The sequence below is a fragment of the Streptomyces sp. NPDC047525 genome (assembly GCF_040643025.1).
In the GTDB taxonomy this organism is placed as follows: Bacteria; Actinomycetota; Actinomycetes; order Streptomycetales; family Streptomycetaceae; genus Streptomyces; species Streptomyces durmitorensis.
The window spans coordinates 312,313-329,797 of record NZ_JBEYTL010000008.1; the positions used below are offsets into that span (position 1 = coordinate 312,313).

Sequence of the window (17,485 nt, forward strand, 5' to 3'; positions counted from 1 at the left end):
ATACGCACCAAGGGCGGTACGGATCCCGGATCCGTACCGCCCTTCGCGTACCCGCTACTTGAGGCCGAGCACCATCGCGTCGGAGGGCGAGGACCACACCGTCCGCGCCTCGCCGAAGCCCGCCTCGCGCAGCGTCCGCGCGTGCCACTCGGGCGAGGGGGTGTCGCCGTCCGCGTGCTCGCCGTAGATCTCGAAGCGCTTGGCGGTGGGCTCGGCGAGGACCGGGTCCTTGGCGGCGAGCTGCCACCAGTCCCTCCAGTCCACGGCGCCCGCGGCCTTGGCCTGCTCCATGCGGGCGTGCCGCTGGGCCCGGTCGGCGTCGTTCAGGCGGGGCGTCGCGGGGTCGGGCATGTGGTCGGCGTTCATGAAGACGCCGCCGTCCCGGACCAGGCCCGCGAGCTGGCCGTAGAGGGTGGTGAGAGGTTCGCTGTGCAGCCAGTGCAGGGCGGTGGCCGTGAGGACGGCGTCGTACGCGTCGTACGGCAGCTGCGCCGTCCACCGGGGGTCCTTGAGGTCCGCGGTCACGAAGGTGACCCGGTCGTCCCCTGCGAAGGTGCCCTCGGCGATGGCCAGGAGCGCGGGGTCGAGGTCGACGCCCGTGCTGACCGCGTTCGGGAACCTCTTGAGCAGCCGGTCCGTAATACTCCCCGTACCGCACGCGAGGTCGAGCACGCGCGGCTCGGTGCCGACGACGGCTTCGACCATGTCGAGCATGACCCGGAACCGCTCCTCGCGGTCGGGCAGGTACCACTCCTGCTGCCGGTCCCAGCTGTCCTGCCAGGCGCGCCAGTCTGTTCCGGACGCCGTTTCCGTCATCGGAAGTCCTCCTGTACGTAATACGCTCTCGTAATACCCTCGAAGCACGCGCAACCGTTACTCACGCACGTGATGAAGATAGCCCGCCCCGGTAAGGACTACAAGTGGAACTGGCCTATTACTCGGACTACGCCGTACGTCTGGTCAACAGCGAGGAGCCGGGTCGCAACAAGGACACGCTGACGTCGGTCGAGGCGATCCGCGAGCTGTTCGGAGGCAGCTCGCAGGCGGCACGTCGTGCCACGGACTCCGACGTCACCCGCTTCCGCTCCGTGCGGGCCAGGCTCAGGGCGGTCTTCGAGGCGGCCGACGGCGGCGACGAGACCCTCGCGGTCGACCTGTTGAACTCACTGCTCATGGAGTTCCCGGTCAGCCCGCAGATCTCGGGCCACGACGACCGCGACGACGAGGGCAACCCGCTGTGGCACATGCACCTGGCGGACCACCCGTCGAACGCCACGTCCGGCTACGCGGCGATCGCCGCGATGGGCCTCGCCTTCCACCTCACCGAGCACGGCGTGGACCGCCTCGGCCTGTGCGAGGCAGCGCCCTGCCGCAACGCCTATCTCGACACGTCGACAAACCGTTCCCGACGCTACTGCTCGGACCGCTGCGCGACCCGCGCCAATGTCGCCGCCTACCGCGCCCGCAAGCGCCTGGAGACGGACCGGTCGGCGAGCACGGGGCGCGCCGCCGAAACCGCCCAGCGCACCAGCGCGAACGGCGAGCGCTGACCGGACCTGAACTGGGGCGGGCGGTAGCGGAACCACACCTTCCCCAGGACGAGTTCCTCGGGCACCGTGCCGTAGTCCGTGCTGTCCCCTCCCGCGTACACGTTGTCCCCGCGCACCCACCAGCCGCCTTCGCGCCGCTCGGCGGCGCGCTTGACGACCAACAGGTCCTGCTGGAACGGATGGCGGAGCACCACCACGTCACCCGCTCGGACCCGTGCGCCCCACTGCACCACCAGGCGGTCCCCGTGGTAGAGCGTGGGCACCATCGAAGGGCCCGTCACCTCGGCCGCACCCAACGGCAGGATGGCCCTTCTCCGTTCGCTCTCCTGCGACAGCTCCGGCATCACCGCACCTCCCCGGTCCTATCCTCCACGAGTCCCAGTCTCACCCTGGACTTTTGTCCTAAGCCCAAGGGGGCACTCGCGAAAAGCCGTCTCTCACGGAGTAATGTCCCACCTGAGAAGACGATCACGAGGAAGGACCGCTGCATGCTTTCCCGCCTGTTTGCCCCCAAGGTAAAGGTCAGCGCCCACTGCGACCTCCCCTGCGGCGTGTACGACCCGGCCCAGGCCCGCATCGAGGCGGAGTCGGTCAAGGCCGTCCAGGAGAAGATGGCCGCCAACGACGACGCGCAGTTCCAGACGCGCGCCATCGGCATCAAGGAGCAGCGCGCGGAGCTCGCGAAGCACCACGTGTCGGTGCTCTGGAGCGACTACTTCAAGCCCCCGCACTTCGAGAAGTACCCGGAGCTGCACCAGCTGGTCAACGACACCCTCAAGGCCCTCTCGGCCGCCAAGGGCTCGTCGGACCCGGCCACGGGCCAGAAGGCGCTGGACTACATCGCCCAGATCGACAAGATCTTCTGGGAGACCAAGAAGGCCTGACCCCACAAGGGTCACCAGGCCACCTGGTCACACGAAAGCACCCGGCATCCGCGCGGAGCCGGGTGCTTTCGGCGTTCCCACCGCGGTGTTCCCGCAGCGATCAGACCTGGAGCGGTCAGCCGCGAAGCGAGGACAGGCCCTTCTGCAGATCCTCCGCGTTCATCACCGGGTAGATCTCGATCTCCGCACCGAGCTCCAGGAAGAACGGCTCGGCGATGGACGGCATCTGCGAGCTGTCCTGCATGTCGAAGACGAAGGTGGCGGCCCGCCCGCCGTCACTGGGCCCGAAGTACGCGGCCTCCGGCTTGATCTGCTCCGCCACCGCCTGCATCAGCTTCGGCAGCGTGCCGTTCTTGATCGCCTCGTTCGAGATCTGTGTGTCCAGACGCGCTCTCAACATGACCCTCATGGCACTCACTCCTCCTTCCAAGGGTCCCGCTCCCCACCCGGATCCGCATCCGCTGCCCGCACGAGAAGGCCTCAGGCCCGGTCGTGCAGCGCGAGATTCACGGCGAAGCCGAGGAACGCCACCCCGCTGAGCTGTTCCAGGCGGCGTCGGAACGACGGGCGGCGGATGCGGTCGCCCAGCGCGGATGCCGCGTGGGTGACGATCCAGTACCAGAGCGCGAGTTCGACCAGGTCGATCGCCGTGAGCAGCAGTGTCGTGCTGAACACGGGGGCGCCCGCCGGGATGAACTGCGGGATCAGGCTCATGTAGAAGAGCCCGGCCTTGGGGTTCAGGAGGTTCGTGGCAAGCCCCGCGCGGAAGGCGGCCCAGCGGTCCCGGGCCGTGGGAGGCACGGCCTCCCCCGCCTGCTCCCCCGTCTCTGCCGCCCCTTCCCGCGCCTGGCTCCGCACTCCCCCGCGCGCCCGCCACAGCGCCGTGCAGCCCAGCCACGCCAGGTAGACGGCGCCCGCGATGCGCAGGACGTCGTACGCGAGACGGGATGCCGTGAGCAGGGCCGTCAGGCCGACCGCCGTTGCCACGCCCCAGGCAAGGCAGCCCGTGAGGATGCCGAGCGCGGCGGCGAAACCGCCGTCCCTGCCGTGGGCCACGGAGGTGCGCAGGACCAGGAGCGTGTCGAGACCCGGCGTGATGTTGATGATCGCGGCGACGCCCGCGAACGCGAGTGCGGCGGTGAGCATGACGGGAGGCTAGCCGCCGGCCGTGCCGTCGCGCCGCCCCATAAATCGGTTGCCGCCCCGCACCGCCCCTGCTGCACTTGCCGTACGCCCCGACCCGTCAAGGAGACGCAATGCGCCGTTTGTTCATGTCCAGCCAGAAGGGAATCGCCATCAACCCAGAGGACATGACACTCCGTGCATACGTCGAGCACGTCCACCACCCTGAACTTGGGGATCCTGGCGCATGTTGACGCCGGGAAGACCAGCCTGACCGAGCGGCTGCTGCACGCCGCCGGTGTCATCGACGAGATCGGTCGCGTCGATGCGGGCAGCACCCAGACCGATTCGCTGGCCCTTGAGCGGCAGCGCGGCATCACGATCAAATCCGCCGTCGTCTCCTTCGCCGTCGACGACGTCACCGTCAATCTCATCGACACCCCCGGCCACCCGGACTTCATCGCCGAGGTGGAGCGGGTCCTGAGCGTGCTCGACGGTGCCGTGCTCGTCGTCTCCGCCGTCGAAGGCGTCCAGGCGCAGACCCGTGTGCTCATGCGGACGCTGCGGCGGCTGCGCATCCCCACGCTCGTCTTCGTGAACAAGATCGACCGGCGCGGAGCGCGCGAAAAGGATCTGCTGCGCAGCATCGCGGAGCGGCTCGTCCCCGACATCGTGCCCATGGGGACGGTCCGCGGTCTCGGCGCCCGCGACGCCTCGTACGTTCCCTTCGGCGCGGGCGACACCGCCTTCACCGGCCGCCTCGTCGACGTGCTCGCCGCGCACGACGACGCCCTGCTCTCCGCGTACGTCGACGACGAGGCGGGGCTCTCCTACCGGCGGCTGCGCGCCGAGCTCGCCGCGCAGACCGGGCAGGCGCTGGTGCACCCGGTGTTCTTCGGCTCGGCCGCCACCGGCGCGGGCGTCGGTGAACTCATCGCAGGAATCCGGGAGTTGCTGCCTTCCGAGGACGGCGGCCCGCACGCCGGCGAGCCCGTGTCCGGCACCGTCTTCAAGGTCGAGCGCGGTGACGCCGGGGAGAAGGTCGCGTACGTGCGGATGTTCGCGGGGACGGTGCGCACACGCGACCGGCTGCCGTTCGGCGGCGGGCGCGAGGGCAAGGTCACCGCGGTCAGCGTCTTCGACCGCGGGTCCGCGGACCCGCGTGAGGGCGTCTCCGCGGGTCAGATCGGGAAGTTGCGGGGGCTCGGCGACATCCGGATCGGCGATGTCGTCGGCGTACCGCGTGCCGACGACAGGACGCGCGGAGCCGGGGAGCACCACTTCTCGCCGCCCACCCTGGAAACCGTCGTCGTCCCCGCCCGCCCCGGCGACAGGGGCGCCCTGCATCTCGCGCTCGCCCAGCTCGCCGAGCAGGACCCGCTGATCAACCTGCGGCAGGACGATCTCCGCCAGGAGGTGTACGTGTCGCTGTACGGCGAGGTCCAGAAGGAAGTCATCGAGGCGACCCTCCGCGACGAGTACGGCATCGACGTCGCGTTCCGCGAGACCACGACCATCTGCGTGGAGCGCGTGACCGGAAGCGGGTCCGCGTACGAGCTGATCGGCACGGATTCCAACCCCTTCCTGGCCACCGTCGGACTGCGCGTCGATCCCGGTCCGCCGGATTCCGGCGTGGAGTTCCGCCTGGAGATCGAGCTCGGTTCGATGCCGTACGCGTTCTTCCGCGCCGTCGAGGAGACCGTCCGCGAGGCGCTGCTCCAGGGGGTCCACGGGTGGCAGGTCGACGACTGCGTCGTCACCATGACGCACTCCGGCTACTGGCCCCGCCAGAGCCACGCACACGGCACCTTCGACAAGAGCATGTCGAGCACGGCCGGGGACTTCCGGCAGCTGACACCGCTGGTCCTGCTGAGCGCGCTGCGGCGGGCCGGCACCGCGGTGCACGAGCCGCTGCACCACTTCCGGCTCAGTGTCCCGAGCGACGTGTTCGGGCAGCTCCTGCCCGCGCTCTCCCGGCTGCGCGCGGTCCCGCACACCCAGACGGCGCGCGGAGCCGCGTACGTGGTCGAGGGGGAGATCCCCGCCGCCCGCGTGCACGAGCTGGAGCAGCTGCTGCCCTCGCTGACGCGCGGCGAGGGCGAGCTGGAGTCCGCCTTCGAGCGGTACCAGCCGGTCCGGGGCGAGGCCCCGGACCGGCCGCGCACCGACCGCAATCCGCTCTGCCGCAAGGAGTATCTGCGGGAGGTGGCCGGTGTCCGGCGCTGAGTCCGTGTCCGGCGCTGAGTCCGTGTCCGGTGTCGGGACCGGGTCAGGCACCCGGACCAGGTCAGGCCCGGAACCGGGGGAGGCCGAGTCCCCGTACGCGGGCGGGGTCGACGAGGAGGTTGAGCTCCACGATCCTGCCGTTCGTGATCGTGAACTCCATGACCGAGACGACCTCGCCCTGCGGCACCCCGACCACACCGACGCGGCCGTTGACGAAGGCCAGCTCGGTGGTCGGCGCCGCCTTCGAGAACATCGCGGCCTGCCCGGCCACCACGGTCGCACCCCGCACCAACTTCGAGAGCCCCGAGGCGAGTTCACCCGTATCCGCCCGCAACACCACGTCCGGGTCGAGCAGTTCGAGCAGCGCGTCGAAGTCGCCGCCCCGCGCGGCGGCGAGGAAGGCGCCGACGACCTCACGCTGCCGCACGGGGTCGTTGTCGGGCCTGGGCGCCGAACCCTGCACCCGGCGACGGGCCCGGCTCGCGAGCTGCCGGGTCGCGGCCGGGGTGCGCTCCACGATGGGGGCGACCTCGTCGAAGGGCACGGCGAACATGTCGTGCAGCACGAAGGCGAGGCGCTCGGCGGGCGCGAGCGTCTCAAGGACGACGAGCAGCGCGAGGCCGACCGAGTCGGCGAGCAGCACCTCCTGCTCGGGGTCGACCACATCCCCCCAGCTCACCACCGGGTCGGGCACATGTGTGTCCATCGAGAGCGACAGGGAGTCCTCGCGCCGCGACTGCCGCGTACGCAGCATGTCGAGGCAGATCCGGCCGACGACGGTCGTCAGCCACCCGCCCAGGTTCGTCACCTGACCGGAGTCGGCGCGGCTGAGCCGGATCCAGGACTCCTGGACCGCGTCCTCGGACTCGCTGAGCGAACCGAGCATGCGATAGGCGACCGCCTTCAGATGCGGCCGGTGCTCCTCGAAGCGGGCCGCCAGCGCTTCGCCCTGGTCCGCCGCTGCTTCGTTATGGTCCATCTGTCACATTCCCCCGTCGTGATCCGTCATAGAAGTGACCACCGTTCCCGGGCACTTGGAGGAGAACAGTAATGAACGCGTACGCCATACCGGCCGCCCGCATCTCGCGCCGGCCGTCGGGACAGGGCGCATGAGCACGGAGACGACAGCACCCCGCGCGCCCGAGCAGCGCAAGCAGGACGCCCTGCACCGCCTCGACCACGACATCGACGCGTGGGTGGCGACGGCGGACGCGGAGAGCGGGACCCCGTATCTCATCCCGCTGTCCTTCCTCTGGGACGGCGAGAGCCTGCTGGTGGCCACTCCGGAAGCCAGCGTCACCGGCCGCAATCTCCGGGCGACCGGCAAGGCGCGGGTCGGCATCGGGCCGACCCGCGACCTCGTCCTCGTCGAAGGGGCCGTACGCGCCCTCGACGGGGCCGAGCTGACCGCCGAGCTCCGTGAGGCCTTCGCCACGAAGACGGGCTTCGACCCGAGCAGGCTCAAGACCGCCTACACCTACTTCCGCATCACCCCGCAGCGCCTCCAGGCCTGGCGCGAGGCCGACGAGCTGGAGGGCAGGGAGCTGATGCTGGGCGGGCGGTGGACGGTGCGGTGAGCCGGGCGGGGGCGCGGTGAGCCTGGCGGGGGCGTGGCCCGGGGCTCAGCTGTGGCCGAGCACCGGTGCCAGCGCCTCCCGCAGGTCGTCGGGTCCCGTGTAGTGGAGCCCCACCATGCCGAGCGCGACCGCCGCGTCCACGTTCTCCTTGCGGTCGTCCACGAACAGGCAGCGCTCGGCCGGGACCCCTGCCCGCTCCACGGCGATCTCGTAGATCCGGCGGTCGGGCTTGACGATGCCGACGCCGGCGCTGCTGACCACGGTGTGCGCGAGGTCGGCGATGCCGAGCTCGGCCAGGTCGTCGTCGAGCCAGGGGGTCGCGTTCGTCACCAGCGCCACGTGCAGGTGCGCGCGGGCCCGCCTGAGCAGGTCCACCACGGTGGCGTCGGCGGAGAACCCGGCTTCGGCGAGCGCGGTGCCCAGGGCGTGCCCCCGCTCGTACGGCACCCGGTCCGACAGGCCGCGCGCGATCGCCTCCACCCACTCCGCCTTGCCGGTGCGCCCCAGCATCAGCGGCAGGTCGGTCTCGGGAGCGAAGGCGATCTCGGCGGTGCTGCCGTGGGGCAGACCGGCGGCACGCTCCATCTCCTCGACCCCCGACATGTCGTAGAAGCGGATCACGCCGTCCAGGTCGCAGAGCACGGCGTCGAACACCGGCGGCGGCACCTGCCAGGCGAAGCGCAGCTTCTCCTTGGCGTCGGCGCCGATCCGGCCGTAGAAGCGGATCGCGCCCTCGTTCCAGGCGGGGGTCTGCCACTGGACCTCGGTGAGACCGAGCGCACGGGCCTGGGCCGCCACCGCGTCCGTCAGGAGCTCGCCGATGCCGAGCCCCCGGTGCCCGTCACGCAGGAAGAGGCAGTCCATGTGGAGGTACTCGGAGCCGTCCCACGTGGAGATCTCCGGCGCGCACGTCGCGTAGCCGACGACATCGCCGCCGGGCAGCTCGGCCACCAGGCAGCGCAGGCGCGGGTCCGGCACCCCGAAGAGGAGGGCGTCCAGGCGCTGTTCCAGGCCGGGGGCGGGCGGCGTGCCCTTCTCGTACGCGGCGTGCTCGGCGATGAGCTCCACGATGCGGGGGAGGTCGGCGGGGCGGGCGTGGCGGACGCGGGGCGCTTCGCCGGGCCCTTCGCTCTTCTGCGCGCGCGATCCATCAAGCTCGGTCATGTCCATGGGCCCATGATGCAGATGGCCGCAGCTGCGGGTGATGCCGAGGTGCCCCGACGCTCGAGACACCGGGGCCGCCCGAGCCTCCCCAGGCGACTCACGTACCGGAACCGTCGGACCATACCGCCCCCGCCCCCGTCAGCCCCGCAGCCGGGCGGCCCAGGGGTGCGGGCCGTACGCGAGCTCAACAGCCCGGTCCAGCCAGGCCCGTTGGGCCGCGGATAGCACAGGCAGGAGCGCGTCGAAGTCCCGCTCGTCCTTCGGGCGGGGCGACTTCGCCTTGTAGAGGAGCTGGATCTCCGGCGCCAGGCGGGGGATGCCGTCCGGGCCGACGAGGCCGATCTCCTCGACGGGCCGCCGCACCCGCCGGTCGCGGCCCGACACCCAGACAGAGCCTTCGGACTCCTCCAGCATGAACTGAATGCGCCATGGCTCCCCCTCGCCGGGCCTGCACCAGATGTCGTGCACGCCGGATGGAAGCACCTCCCCCGGCAGCCACGGCCGCAGCGTCCCCGGCGGATCGGCGGCCCACCACTCCCACGACGGCAGCGCCTCCTGCACGGTGAGCTGATCGCGGCGCAGCAGAGATACGTCGATGTCCACGTGCTCCCGGAAAGCGTGACCGACGGCCAGCTCCACCGCGTAACCGCCGGCGATCCACCAAGGGACGCTCAACTGCGCGAACAGGGCGCTGACTTCGGCGGGCGTGGCGGGTTCCCACGGCCCCCACGGGGTCTCCGTACGCATCGCGTTCACGCCCTCAGTTCCGTGTCGACCAGGGACCGCACCTCGTCCTCCGAGAGCCCGAGCTCCAGCGCGTCGGCGACGAACGCCCTGACCCGCTCCCCCAGCTGGGCCCGCGCCTGCGCCACGGCGCCGTCCACGACGGTCGCACCGCGGCCCCGTCTGAGCTCGATCAGGCCCTCCTCGCGCAGCCGCTGGTAACCACGCAGCACCGTATGGACGTTGACCCCGAGGGAGTCGGCGAGCATCCGTGCGGCGGGCAGCCGCTCGCCCGGCCGCACCGAGCCGTCGGCGACCGCGCGGCGCGCGCATGCGGCGATCTGGTCGGCGAGGGGCACCGACGAGGTCGCATCGATCCGGAACAGCATGCTGTCAGCGCCGCCCGTCCTGGGGTGCGGTGCCGCGGCCTGCGTCATCCGCCTGGCCCGCCTGGCCCGCCCTGTCCCCCCGGTCCACCAGCGTGTTGAGGAGCGCGGCGGCCGTCGCGGAGTCCTCGACGGTGACGGCGAAGTCCTTGCCGTTCGCCCGCCGGACGACCAGCGCCTCGCCCGACCGCATGATGATGCCGGACCGCCCGGGGACGATGCGGTAGCCCCAACCCCCGTAGTCCGCGAGGGCGTTGATCCTGCGGGTGTCCGCGCTCTCGATGCGGTCAAGGGGCAGCCGGATGCGCGGCCACGGCACAAGCCCCGGCGACACCGTGAGCCCGCGCCGGTCCACGGTGACGCAGGCCCGCGCGAAGGCGGCGATCAGGAGCCCGGGGACGAACAGCGACAGCGGCGTCAGCCAGCCTTCGTCCGTCAGCCCCAGGATGACGATGCCCGCGGCCGCCAGCGCGACGCCCATCCCGCTCAGCATCCAGGAGCCCGTCCGCCGCACCCAGCCGGCGATCTCGTTGCGCCCCAAGTCGATGCGGTCCGCGCCCCCTTGAGCGTCCGCGCCGAGGGGCGAGCGCGCGTCGGGCAGCGGCACGCACCGCGCGAGCCCCGCCCCCGCGCCCGCCGCGAGCGCGGCGACACCGACCGCGACGGCGAGGTGCCACAGGGGGAACACCGCGGCCGCGCCGTCGGCGGTGCCGCGGCTGGCCACGAGGCTCGCGCCCATCGGCCAGGCCAGGAACGCGGCCGTCGCGTACACCACCGCGAGGAGCCCCCTGAGCCCGCGCCGGTACGTGGCGAATTCACTCCGGAGCACGACGAAGACGCTGACCGCGCCGAGCACGACGAACACCGCGACGAGCATCGCGAGGAACCCGCCGTGCCCGACGTAGCCGTCCGCATCGCCGTCGGCGCCGAAGTGCCGGGCCAGCCGGTCGGGCAGTTGATCACGGACGGTCGCGTACACCGCCAGGTCGGCCGCCAGGCCGAGCATGAAGGGGAGCGCGGCGAGCAGCGCGATGCGGGCGCCACCGGATGTGCGAGCCATGCGAACCATGCGAGCCATGAAAACCTTCATTGTTCGCATCCTAGTAGAACAATGGAGACGTACGGAAGCGCACCAGCTCGACCCTTGTGCCGATCCCCGTACCGAACCCTGTTCCGATCCCCGTGCCTCAGTCGTCGTCGGAGCGCGCGGGCGCGGGCTCGACCTCGACTTGGACCTGGCCTGGGACCGGTTCAGGTTCGCCGGGCTCCTCGCGCTCCTCGCGCTCTTCGCGTTCGTCGACGCACGCGTCGCACTGCGGGTTGTGGCACGGGCCGGGGCCCCACACAGGGACGTACACCCCGAGCACCTTGCGCCGCTTGATGGCCGTACCGACAGGCCGTCCGCAGCTCGCGCACACCGGCTCGCTCCGCGGGCGGGGGCCGGACCGGCTCCCATCGCTGCCCATACGTCCAGGATATGGCGGGCGGCGCGGACCGGAAAGCCCAGCCGCCGCCCGGCCGCCGCCCAGTCGTCAGCGCTTCCTGCGATACGTACGCACGACTACGCCGTTCCCGAAGACCCGGGACGCGTCAAGCTCGAACTCACTGACCACGCTCTCCGCGCCCGCACCCCCGTCGAACATCGGCATACCGGCCCCCAGAAGCACGGGGTACGTCTTGATGACCAGCTCGTCGACCTCGTCCCGTAGCTCCCCCGCGATCTTCGAACCACCGCACAGCCAGATGTCGAACTCGCTTTCCTCCTGCTTGAGTTCGCGGATCTTGCCGACCACGTCGCCGGAGATGATCTCGACGTTCGGGTCGGGCGACTTGTCGAGGGTGCGGGACGCCACGTACTCGCGCAGGTGCCCGTACGGGCTCGTGATGTCGGTGTCCAGGGCGAGGCGATAACTGCCCCTGCCCTGGACGACCGTGTCGAAGTGCTTGTTCTCCAGGCCTTCGAGGCCGAGGAGACGGCGGCCCTCGACGGGAATGGTCTCCGGATATTCCGTCTTGAGGAACTCCAGGAACTCCTCGTCCACGAAGGGCATGAAGGATTCCCCGTCGCCACTCCGGTCACCGATGAAGCCGTCGATCGACACGGCGACGAAGTAGATGAGCTTTCGCAAGGCGTCTCCAGACCTGGATTGCTTCGGATTGCTTCCGCATGTCGTTCTCGGAGGAGGGAGGGAGGGAGGAGGGAGGGAGGGAGGGAGGGAGGAGCAGAAGGCGGAACCACCGCGTCACACGCGGCGAATTCCCTCCGTGTCGAGCTCCCCCTCCACCACCCGCCGCGCGCACTCGGCGAGCCGCAGCCGGTTCGCCCGCGCATGCCGCCGCAGCTCCACGAACGCCTCGTCGACCGTGCACTTCCACCGCTCGGCGAGCACACCCTTCGCCTGCTCGATGGCGATCCGGCTGGTGAGGGCATCCTGCAACTGGCCGCGCTCGACCTCGCTCTGCTCAAGCGAGCGCCGCTGAAGGATCGCGATCATCGCGACATCCGCGAGGGCCTGCGCGAGCGCGATCTCGTCCGGACCGAGGACCATCGGCTTCGCCTGGAGCAGATTCAGCGTGCCGAGGACCTGGTCGCCCCTACGCAGGGGCAGCACCTGCGCCATCTCGTACCCGGTCTCCAGGGCGCGCGTCGTGAACTGCGGCCAGGCGGTGATCGCCTCCATGCCGCCGAGGGCGATGTTCGTGTGCGCCGTGCCGGAGCGGAAGCAGTCCAGGCACGGCCCCTCTTCCTGCTGCAGGGCGAACAGATCGAGCACCCAGGTGTGCTCGCCGGACGCGGCGGCGAGCCGCAACCCGCCCTGGGGCTCAGCCAACAGGATGCCCGCCGCCGAAACGCCGATCAGTTCCACGCAGCGCAGGGCCAGGCTCTGCAGGAATGCGACGACGTCGAAATCGTCGGTCAAGGAGTCAGCCACCTCCACGAACGCCTCCGCCAGAAGTCGTTCGCGGGGCGTATCACCGGACACCGGACGGGTCAGTTCGTGGGACATGCGGCTCGCCCCCTTCGTTGTGTCCATGGACAACACGGTGGTGCAGACAACACGGCGGTGCAGAAACGACTTTAAGCGAATCGGCCCGGGTCGCCACAGTCCATGGCGGAAGACCGCGGTTCCCGCCACATCGGCCAGAGCCGCGGCCCGTCCGGCAGTTCGACGGCTTTTCCGGTGTCCTCGAATCCGAGCCGTGTGTACAGCGCACGGCTGCGGCTGCTGCTCGCCTCCAGATAGGCGTGCAGCCCCTCGCGGTCGCACCGGTCGAGCACGGCGCCGATCAGCGCCGAGCCGAGCCCCTCGCCCTGCCGCTCGGGGCTCACGCCGATCATGTGCAGATACTGGTGGGCCCGGTCGGTCGGGTGCGCCTCGCCCGTCAGCCGCCCGATCTCCTCGATGCGCGCGTTGTCCGGGTCGACGGCCGCCTGGAGCTGCGCGGGCCCCTCCTCGCCGCCCTCCTGCTCGCCCGCGGGGACGGACCACCACAGCGCGACGGCCGCGCCGTCCTCCGTGATGTCGACGAAGCCCTGGCTCAGCGAGAGGTCGAGGAAAGCTTCCATCAGGGCGCCGTGCCTGCGCCGGCGGTGCTCATCACCGGGGAAGACCCAGCTGCTCACCGGATCGTCCCGGAACGCCTCGTCGAGCAACCGGACCACGTCCGCTCTGTCGCTCTCCCCGGCCCTCCGGATCACTACGCCCACAGCCCCGCCCCTTTGCCCCTCGATCACGCTCAACTACGTGTACCGATCCACCGGTTGCCTCGGATGCAGCCTAGGTGATCCGGTCCCGGCAGACAGGTGAGCCCCGCACCCGGCCGTGTCTCGGCGGAGTGCGGGGCTCGTCGGTCTCGTCCGACCGCCCTGTTCAGCCGGTCTTGTCGGCACGTCCTCCTTGCCTGCGCTCGGTTCTCCGGTGCTCGGTACGTACATCCCCGCACGCCTCCGTACGCCTCCGTACGGGGATGTACGCCTGCGCGCGTTCAGCGCGTACGCCGCGTCACGAACTCCGCGAGCGCCAGGAGGCCGCCCGCCGACTCCGGGGCCGGCACCGCACGGGCGAGCTGGTTGATCGCGCGGGACATCCGGTCGGCCGCGTGCATGAGCGCCCAGTCCCTGCCGCCCGCGGCCTCGACCGCGTGCGCCATGCGCTCCAGGTCGCCGTCCTTGCCGGGGCCCGGCGACGGGCGTCCGTACAGCTCGGCCAGTTCGGCGGCGGCCGGGGTGCCGGAGGCCAGCGCCGCGACCACCGGCAGGGACTTCTTGCGGGCCGCGAGGTCGGCACGGGCCGGCTTGCCCGTGTGCCCCGGGTCGCCCCAGGTGCCGATCAGGTCGTCGATGAGCTGGAAGGCGAGCCCCGCCTCACGGCCGAACCCGTCGAGCGCCTCCACCGCGCTGTGCCCCGCTCCCGCGTACAGCGCCCCGATCGCACAGGCGCAGCCGAGCAGCGCCCCCGTCTTGGCCTCGGCCATGGCGAGGCACTCGTCGAGCGTGACCTCGTCCGGGCTGCGCCGTTCGAGGGCGCAGTCCGCGTGCTGCCCCTCACAGAGCTCCACCACGCAGGAGGCGAGCCGGGCGGCCGCCGCCGAGGCCCCGGGGTGCGGGTCCTCGGCGAGCAGCCGCTGCGCCAGCGCCTGGAGCGCGTCACCGGCCAGGATCGCGTCGGGTTCGCCGAACACGGTCCATGCGGTGGGCCGGTGCCTGCGGGTGGTGTCGCGGTCGATGACGTCGTCGTGCAGCAGGGTGAAGTTGTGGGTCAACTCCACTGCCGCGGCGGCCCGGACGGCCATGGCCTGGTCACCGCCGAGCGCCCGCACCGCGGCGAGCACGAGCGCGGGCCTGATCGCCTTGCCCGCGTGCCCGGCCGCCGGTGTGCCGTCCGCGTGTTCCCAGCCGAAGTGGTAGAGCGCGATGCGGCGCATCGCTCCGGGCAGCGAGTCGATCGCCCTGCGCAGCTCCGGGTCGACGCACAGCCGCGCCGACGTCAGGATCTCCGCCGCTTCGGACGTCTCGTACGCCTCCTGCCCCTCGTCCTCTTCGACCGGCCCCTGTTCGGCGGGGCCCTGTGCCGTCTCCGTCATGTCCGTCGTCGTGTCCGTCATGGACTCACCCCGGGGAGGATGCGGACGGTGGCGTTTCCTGGGCCTGTGGGCGCGTACGGAAGGGGTGTACCCGCAGCTGCGTCCACAGACACGGCCTCACCGCCAGCGGCCGATCTCGACGTTCTCCATGACGCCCAGCGCGTCTGGCACGAGCACCGCCGCCGAGTAGTACGTCGACACCAGGTACGAGATGATCGCCTGCTCGCTGATGCCCATGAAGCGCACGGACAGGCTCGGCTCGATCTCGTCCGGGATGCCGGTCTGGTGCAGGCCCACGACGCCCTGCTCCTCCTCGCCCGTACGCATGCAGATGATCGAGGTGGTGCGGGCCTCGGTGACCGGGATCTTGTTGCACGGGAAGATCGGCACGCCACGCCAGGTGGGGATGCGGTTGCCCCCCATGTCGATGGTCTCCGGGACGAGCCCGCGCTTGTTGAGCTCGCGGCCGAACGCGGAGATCGCACGCGGGTGGGCCAGGAAGAGCTTCGATCCGCGCCTGCGGCTGAGCAGTTCGTCCATGTCGTCCGGGCTCGGCACGCCGTCGTGCGGCTGCAGCCGCTGTTCGTACTCGCAGTTGTTGAGCAGCCCGAACTCGCGGTTGTTGATCAGCTCGTGCTCCTGGCGCTCCTTGAGCGCCTCGACCGTCAGCCGCAACTGCTGCTCGGTCTGGTTCATCGGCTGGTTGTAGAGGTCGGCCACGCGCGTGTGGATGCGCAGAACGGTCTGGGCGACGCTCAGTTCGTACTCGCGCGGTGCCGACTCGTAGTCCACATAGGTGCCCGGCAGCACGGCTTCGCCGATGTGTCCGGCGGAGAGGTCGATGGGCGCCTCGCCGAACTTGTTCGTCCGCTGGGCCGGGATGGACCGCAGCCTCTGCAGATGCTCGCGCAGCGAGTCAGCGCGCTCCGCGACCTGCTCCAGGTCCTGGCGGGGCAGCGTGAGCACGGTGCACGCGGTCACCGCGCGCGTCGTGTGCTCCCAGATGGCCTCCGGGTCGAGCAGGGCCTGCTCGCCGAAATAGGCGCCGTCGGCGAGCGACCCGAGGACCGTGTCGTCTCCGTAAGGACCGGTGCCGACCTTCTCGACCCTGCCGTGCGCGAGCAGGAACACCTCGTCGGCGTGGCTGCCGAAGGAGGTGATGACCTCGCCCGCCGCGATCTCCCGCTGCTGGCAGCGCTGGGCCAGCTCCCCCAGGACCTCGATGTCGTCGTAATCCCGCAGGACCGGCAGCTCGCCGAGCTCCGCGGGGATCACCTGCACCCGGTCCCCGGTCTTCACGAACGTCACCCGACCGTCGCCGACCGAGTAACTCAACCTCCGGTTCACTCGATACGTACCGCCCTGCACCTGCACCCACGGCAGCGTCCGCAGGAGCCAGCGGGAGCTGATCTCCTGCATCTGCGGCGCGGACTTGGTGGTGGTGGCCAGGTTCCGTGCGGCCGACGTACCCAAGCTCTGCTGCGGCTTGGACTCGTCCGTACGGATCTCTTCGCCTACCGACATTGGCAATGCCCTCCCGATCAAGCGCTGATCTGCGCCGTCAACCCTTCCAGCACGGTGCGTGTCGGCGCCATTACACAAACGAGCGGGAATGGATCACGCGAGACGGGGCACTCACCCGCGTACCAGGAACCGGGGCCCCGCCGGAGGGGAACTCCAAGATCCGTGCAGCCGTTGAACAGGACACAACGACGGATACGCTCTGAAGCGATATGTACCAATCCGCACCAATCCGTAGGAGACGGCAATGGCAGGCTTCCTGGATCGCGCCAAGGAACAGGCGCAGCGCGGACTCAACCAGGGCAAGCAGAAGATCGACGAGGTCCAGGCACAGCGCACGGGCGGCGATCTCCTGAAGAAGCTGGGCGCGGCGTATTACGCGCAGCAGCACGGCACGGGCACCCCCCAGGCCACCCAGCAGGCCCTGCAGGCGCTGGAGGCACACATCGCGACGAACGGCGACGCGTTCCTGCACAGCGGCGACCACCGCGGCTGACCTAATCGGCTCGCACGGTGCCCGAACAGCAACGGAATAGTTCCGAACGGCTGGTCCGGGCACCGTGGTTCCGGGTAAAAGCGGGCTTACAAGACGGTCCGCGGTCGGCGGCCGTCGTGCTCCGCAAAGGAGTCGGCCATGGCCCCACCCATGTCTGCGGGCAGGTTCCTCGACATCCTCAGAGACGAAGGTGCGACAGTCGTCGAAGTCGGTGACTGGGAACACCACAACCGCAACCACAAGGGGCCGTGGGGCCCCGTGCACGGCGTGATGATCCACCACACGGTCACATCGGGCAGCCAGCGGACGGTGGAGCTCTGCCGCGACGGACACCCCTCGCTGCCCGGTCCGCTCTGTCACGGCGTCATCACCAAGGACGGCCGCGTCCACCTCGTCGGGTACGGCCGCGCCAACCACGCGGGCCTGGGCGACGACGACGTCCTGCGCGCGGTCATCGCCGAGAAGAGGCTGCCGCCGGACAACGAGGCGAACACCGACGGAAACCGCCACTTCTACGGCTTCGAGTGCGAGAACCTCGGCGACGGCGAGGATCCCTGGCCCGCCGAGCAGCTGGAGGCGATCGAGAGGGTCTCGGCGGCCATCTGCCGCCACCACGGCTGGACCGAACGCTCGGTGATCGGCCACCTGGAGTGGCAGCCGGGCAAGGTGGACCCCCGGGGCTTCACCATGGACGCGATGCGGGAACGCATCGGGGAACGCCTCAAGTAGCAGCCGTGACCGTGCCCGCCGG

The 17,485-nt window shown here is 70.7% G+C and carries 21 protein-coding genes and 1 pseudogene; 6 read left to right on the forward strand and 16 right to left on the reverse strand.

Translation table 11 applies throughout. The features are described 5' to 3' along the window. Positions 1-54: 54 nt before the first annotated feature. The gene (locus ABZ833_RS24905) at positions 55-816 is read right to left on the reverse strand and encodes a class I SAM-dependent methyltransferase (RefSeq protein ID WP_361050203.1); all 762 of its coding nucleotides are present in this window, start codon (positions 814-816) and stop codon (positions 55-57) included. A 104-nt stretch (positions 817-920) separates the two neighbouring features. Between ABZ833_RS24905 and ABZ833_RS24910 the strand changes: the two genes are divergently transcribed. Continuing rightward, the gene (locus ABZ833_RS24910; protein ID WP_361050206.1) at positions 921-1,550 is read left to right on the forward strand and encodes a CGNR zinc finger domain-containing protein; all 630 of its coding nucleotides are present in this window, start codon (positions 921-923) and stop codon (positions 1,548-1,550) included. Here ABZ833_RS24910 and sodX read toward each other — a convergent pair. Continuing rightward, the gene (gene sodX, locus ABZ833_RS24915; protein ID WP_361050209.1) at positions 1,454-1,894 is read right to left on the reverse strand and encodes a nickel-type superoxide dismutase maturation protease; all 441 of its coding nucleotides are present in this window, start codon (positions 1,892-1,894) and stop codon (positions 1,454-1,456) included. The two genes, ABZ833_RS24910 and sodX, sit on opposite strands and share 97 nt — an antisense overlap. Before the next feature lie 144 nt (positions 1,895-2,038). On the opposite strand from sodX, the gene sodN reads away from it, so the two are divergent. Further along, a complete protein-coding gene (sodN, locus tag ABZ833_RS24920; protein ID WP_160507177.1) occupies positions 2,039-2,434 on the forward strand; it encodes a superoxide dismutase, Ni in 396 nt (131 codons plus the stop codon). A 115-nt stretch (positions 2,435-2,549) separates the two neighbouring features. Here the strand turns inward: sodN and ABZ833_RS24925 are convergent, their stop codons facing one another. Beyond that, on the reverse strand, positions 2,550-2,843 hold the full coding sequence (locus ABZ833_RS24925) for a hypothetical protein (RefSeq protein ID WP_361050214.1): 294 nt from the start codon (positions 2,841-2,843) through the stop codon (positions 2,550-2,552). 71 nt (positions 2,844-2,914) lie between these two features. Next, entirely contained in the window at positions 2,915-3,580 is a 666-nt protein-coding gene (locus tag ABZ833_RS24930; protein ID WP_361050217.1) for a LysE family translocator, read from the reverse strand. A gap of 174 nt (positions 3,581-3,754) precedes the next feature. Here ABZ833_RS24930 and ABZ833_RS24935 point away from each other — a divergent pair, with 174 nt between their 5' ends. Beyond that, entirely contained in the window at positions 3,755-5,782 is a 2,028-nt protein-coding gene (locus ABZ833_RS24935) for a translation factor GTPase family protein (RefSeq protein ID WP_361050220.1), read from the forward strand. Between the two features lie 61 nt (positions 5,783-5,843). Here the strand turns inward: ABZ833_RS24935 and ABZ833_RS24940 are convergent, their stop codons facing one another. Further along, positions 5,844-6,761 (reverse strand): sigma-70 family RNA polymerase sigma factor, encoded by a 918-nt coding sequence (locus ABZ833_RS24940; protein ID WP_361050223.1) that lies wholly within the window; start codon positions 6,759-6,761, stop codon positions 5,844-5,846. A gap of 130 nt (positions 6,762-6,891) precedes the next feature. Here ABZ833_RS24940 and ABZ833_RS24945 point away from each other — a divergent pair, with 130 nt between their 5' ends. Further along, positions 6,892-7,359, forward strand: coding sequence for a pyridoxamine 5'-phosphate oxidase family protein (locus tag ABZ833_RS24945; RefSeq protein ID WP_361050226.1), 468 nt, complete (start codon positions 6,892-6,894; stop codon positions 7,357-7,359). Between the two features lie 45 nt (positions 7,360-7,404). On the opposite strand, the gene ABZ833_RS24950 is transcribed toward ABZ833_RS24945, so the two are convergent. The 11 genes and pseudogenes from ABZ833_RS24950 to ABZ833_RS25000 all read right to left on the reverse strand — a co-directional run bounded on the left by ABZ833_RS24950 (position 7,405) and on the right by ABZ833_RS25000 (position 16,241). After that, positions 7,405-7,962 carry an HAD-IA family hydrolase gene (locus ABZ833_RS24950; RefSeq protein WP_361050808.1) on the reverse strand — a complete coding sequence of 186 codons (558 nt, stop codon included), beginning with the start codon at positions 7,960-7,962 and terminating at the stop codon, positions 7,405-7,407. Between the two features lie 111 nt (positions 7,963-8,073). Beyond that, positions 8,074-8,529 (reverse strand): annotated as a pseudogene (locus tag ABZ833_RS24955) (GNAT family N-acetyltransferase); the annotation flags it as partial. Positions 8,530-8,661: 132 nt separating this feature from the next. Beyond that, a complete protein-coding gene (locus ABZ833_RS24960; protein WP_361050811.1) occupies positions 8,662-9,270 on the reverse strand; it encodes an amino acid transporter in 609 nt (202 codons plus the stop codon). 5 nt (positions 9,271-9,275) lie between these two features. Then, positions 9,276-9,635 carry a GntR family transcriptional regulator gene (locus ABZ833_RS24965; RefSeq protein ID WP_361050229.1) on the reverse strand — a complete coding sequence of 120 codons (360 nt, stop codon included), beginning with the start codon at positions 9,633-9,635 and terminating at the stop codon, positions 9,276-9,278. Between the two features lie 4 nt (positions 9,636-9,639). Further along, on the reverse strand, positions 9,640-10,692 hold the full coding sequence (locus ABZ833_RS24970) for a DUF1648 domain-containing protein (RefSeq protein WP_361050232.1): 1,053 nt from the start codon (positions 10,690-10,692) through the stop codon (positions 9,640-9,642). Positions 10,693-10,819: 127 nt separating this feature from the next. Next, positions 10,820-11,098: a hypothetical protein gene (locus ABZ833_RS24975; protein WP_361050235.1), complete on the reverse strand. Its 279-nt coding sequence runs from the start codon at positions 11,096-11,098 to the stop codon at positions 10,820-10,822. Between the two features lie 66 nt (positions 11,099-11,164). After that, positions 11,165-11,761 (reverse strand): dihydrofolate reductase family protein, encoded by a 597-nt coding sequence (locus tag ABZ833_RS24980; protein WP_361050238.1) that lies wholly within the window; start codon positions 11,759-11,761, stop codon positions 11,165-11,167. Between the two features lie 114 nt (positions 11,762-11,875). Further along, the gene (locus tag ABZ833_RS24985) at positions 11,876-12,667 is read right to left on the reverse strand and encodes a GAF and ANTAR domain-containing protein (RefSeq protein WP_361050241.1); all 792 of its coding nucleotides are present in this window, start codon (positions 12,665-12,667) and stop codon (positions 11,876-11,878) included. A 44-nt stretch (positions 12,668-12,711) separates the two neighbouring features. Then, a complete protein-coding gene (locus ABZ833_RS24990) occupies positions 12,712-13,341 on the reverse strand; it encodes a GNAT family N-acetyltransferase (protein ID WP_361050244.1) in 630 nt (209 codons plus the stop codon). 278 nt (positions 13,342-13,619) lie between these two features. Next, on the reverse strand, positions 13,620-14,738 hold the full coding sequence (locus ABZ833_RS24995; RefSeq protein ID WP_361050247.1) for a family 2 encapsulin nanocompartment cargo protein polyprenyl transferase: 1,119 nt from the start codon (positions 14,736-14,738) through the stop codon (positions 13,620-13,622). A 96-nt stretch (positions 14,739-14,834) separates the two neighbouring features. Further along, complete coding sequence (locus ABZ833_RS25000) at positions 14,835-16,241, reverse strand: family 2B encapsulin nanocompartment shell protein (RefSeq protein ID WP_361050250.1); 1,407 nt, start codon at positions 16,239-16,241, stop codon at positions 14,835-14,837. 244 nt (positions 16,242-16,485) lie between these two features. On the opposite strand from ABZ833_RS25000, the gene ABZ833_RS25005 reads away from it, so the two are divergent. Both ABZ833_RS25005 and ABZ833_RS25010 read left to right on the forward strand, forming a co-directional pair. Beyond that, positions 16,486-16,734 (forward strand): hypothetical protein, encoded by a 249-nt coding sequence (locus ABZ833_RS25005; RefSeq protein WP_249587824.1) that lies wholly within the window; start codon positions 16,486-16,488, stop codon positions 16,732-16,734. Between the two features lie 138 nt (positions 16,735-16,872). Beyond that, the gene (locus ABZ833_RS25010; protein ID WP_361050254.1) at positions 16,873-17,463 is read left to right on the forward strand and encodes an N-acetylmuramoyl-L-alanine amidase; all 591 of its coding nucleotides are present in this window, start codon (positions 16,873-16,875) and stop codon (positions 17,461-17,463) included. Positions 17,464-17,485 lie beyond the last annotated feature (22 nt).

Excerpts from the sequence above, each read along its gene's own strand:
- ABZ833_RS24905 (WP_361050203.1), bottom strand. The coding sequence starts at position 816 with ATGACGGAAACGGCGTCCGGAACAGACTGGCGCGCCTGGCAGGACAGC.
- sodX (WP_361050209.1), bottom strand. The coding sequence starts at position 1,894 with ATGCCGGAGCTGTCGCAGGAGAGCGAACGGAGAAGGGCCATCCTGCCG.
- sodN (WP_160507177.1), top strand. The coding sequence starts at position 2,039 with ATGCTTTCCCGCCTGTTTGCCCCCAAGGTAAAGGTCAGCGCCCACTGC.
- ABZ833_RS24925 (WP_361050214.1), bottom strand. The coding sequence starts at position 2,843 with ATGAGGGTCATGTTGAGAGCGCGTCTGGACACACAGATCTCGAACGAG.
- ABZ833_RS24930 (WP_361050217.1), bottom strand. The coding sequence starts at position 3,580 with ATGCTCACCGCCGCACTCGCGTTCGCGGGCGTCGCCGCGATCATCAAC.
- ABZ833_RS24940 (WP_361050223.1), bottom strand. The coding sequence starts at position 6,761 with ATGGACCATAACGAAGCAGCGGCGGACCAGGGCGAAGCGCTGGCGGCC.
- ABZ833_RS24945 (WP_361050226.1), top strand. The coding sequence starts at position 6,892 with ATGAGCACGGAGACGACAGCACCCCGCGCGCCCGAGCAGCGCAAGCAG.
- ABZ833_RS24950 (WP_361050808.1), bottom strand. The coding sequence starts at position 7,962 with ATGTCGGGGGTCGAGGAGATGGAGCGTGCCGCCGGTCTGCCCCACGGC.
- ABZ833_RS24960 (WP_361050811.1), bottom strand. The coding sequence starts at position 9,270 with ATGCGTACGGAGACCCCGTGGGGGCCGTGGGAACCCGCCACGCCCGCC.
- ABZ833_RS24965 (WP_361050229.1), bottom strand. The coding sequence starts at position 9,635 with ATGCTGTTCCGGATCGATGCGACCTCGTCGGTGCCCCTCGCCGACCAG.
- ABZ833_RS24970 (WP_361050232.1), bottom strand. The coding sequence starts at position 10,692 with ATGGCTCGCACATCCGGTGGCGCCCGCATCGCGCTGCTCGCCGCGCTC.
- ABZ833_RS24975 (WP_361050235.1), bottom strand. The coding sequence starts at position 11,098 with ATGGGCAGCGATGGGAGCCGGTCCGGCCCCCGCCCGCGGAGCGAGCCG.
- ABZ833_RS24985 (WP_361050241.1), bottom strand. The coding sequence starts at position 12,667 with ATGGACACAACGAAGGGGGCGAGCCGCATGTCCCACGAACTGACCCGT.
- ABZ833_RS24995 (WP_361050247.1), bottom strand. The coding sequence starts at position 14,738 with ATGACGGACACGACGACGGACATGACGGAGACGGCACAGGGCCCCGCC.
- ABZ833_RS25000 (WP_361050250.1), bottom strand. The coding sequence starts at position 16,241 with ATGTCGGTAGGCGAAGAGATCCGTACGGACGAGTCCAAGCCGCAGCAG.
- ABZ833_RS25005 (WP_249587824.1), top strand. The coding sequence starts at position 16,486 with ATGGCAGGCTTCCTGGATCGCGCCAAGGAACAGGCGCAGCGCGGACTC.
- ABZ833_RS25010 (WP_361050254.1), top strand. The coding sequence starts at position 16,873 with ATGGCCCCACCCATGTCTGCGGGCAGGTTCCTCGACATCCTCAGAGAC.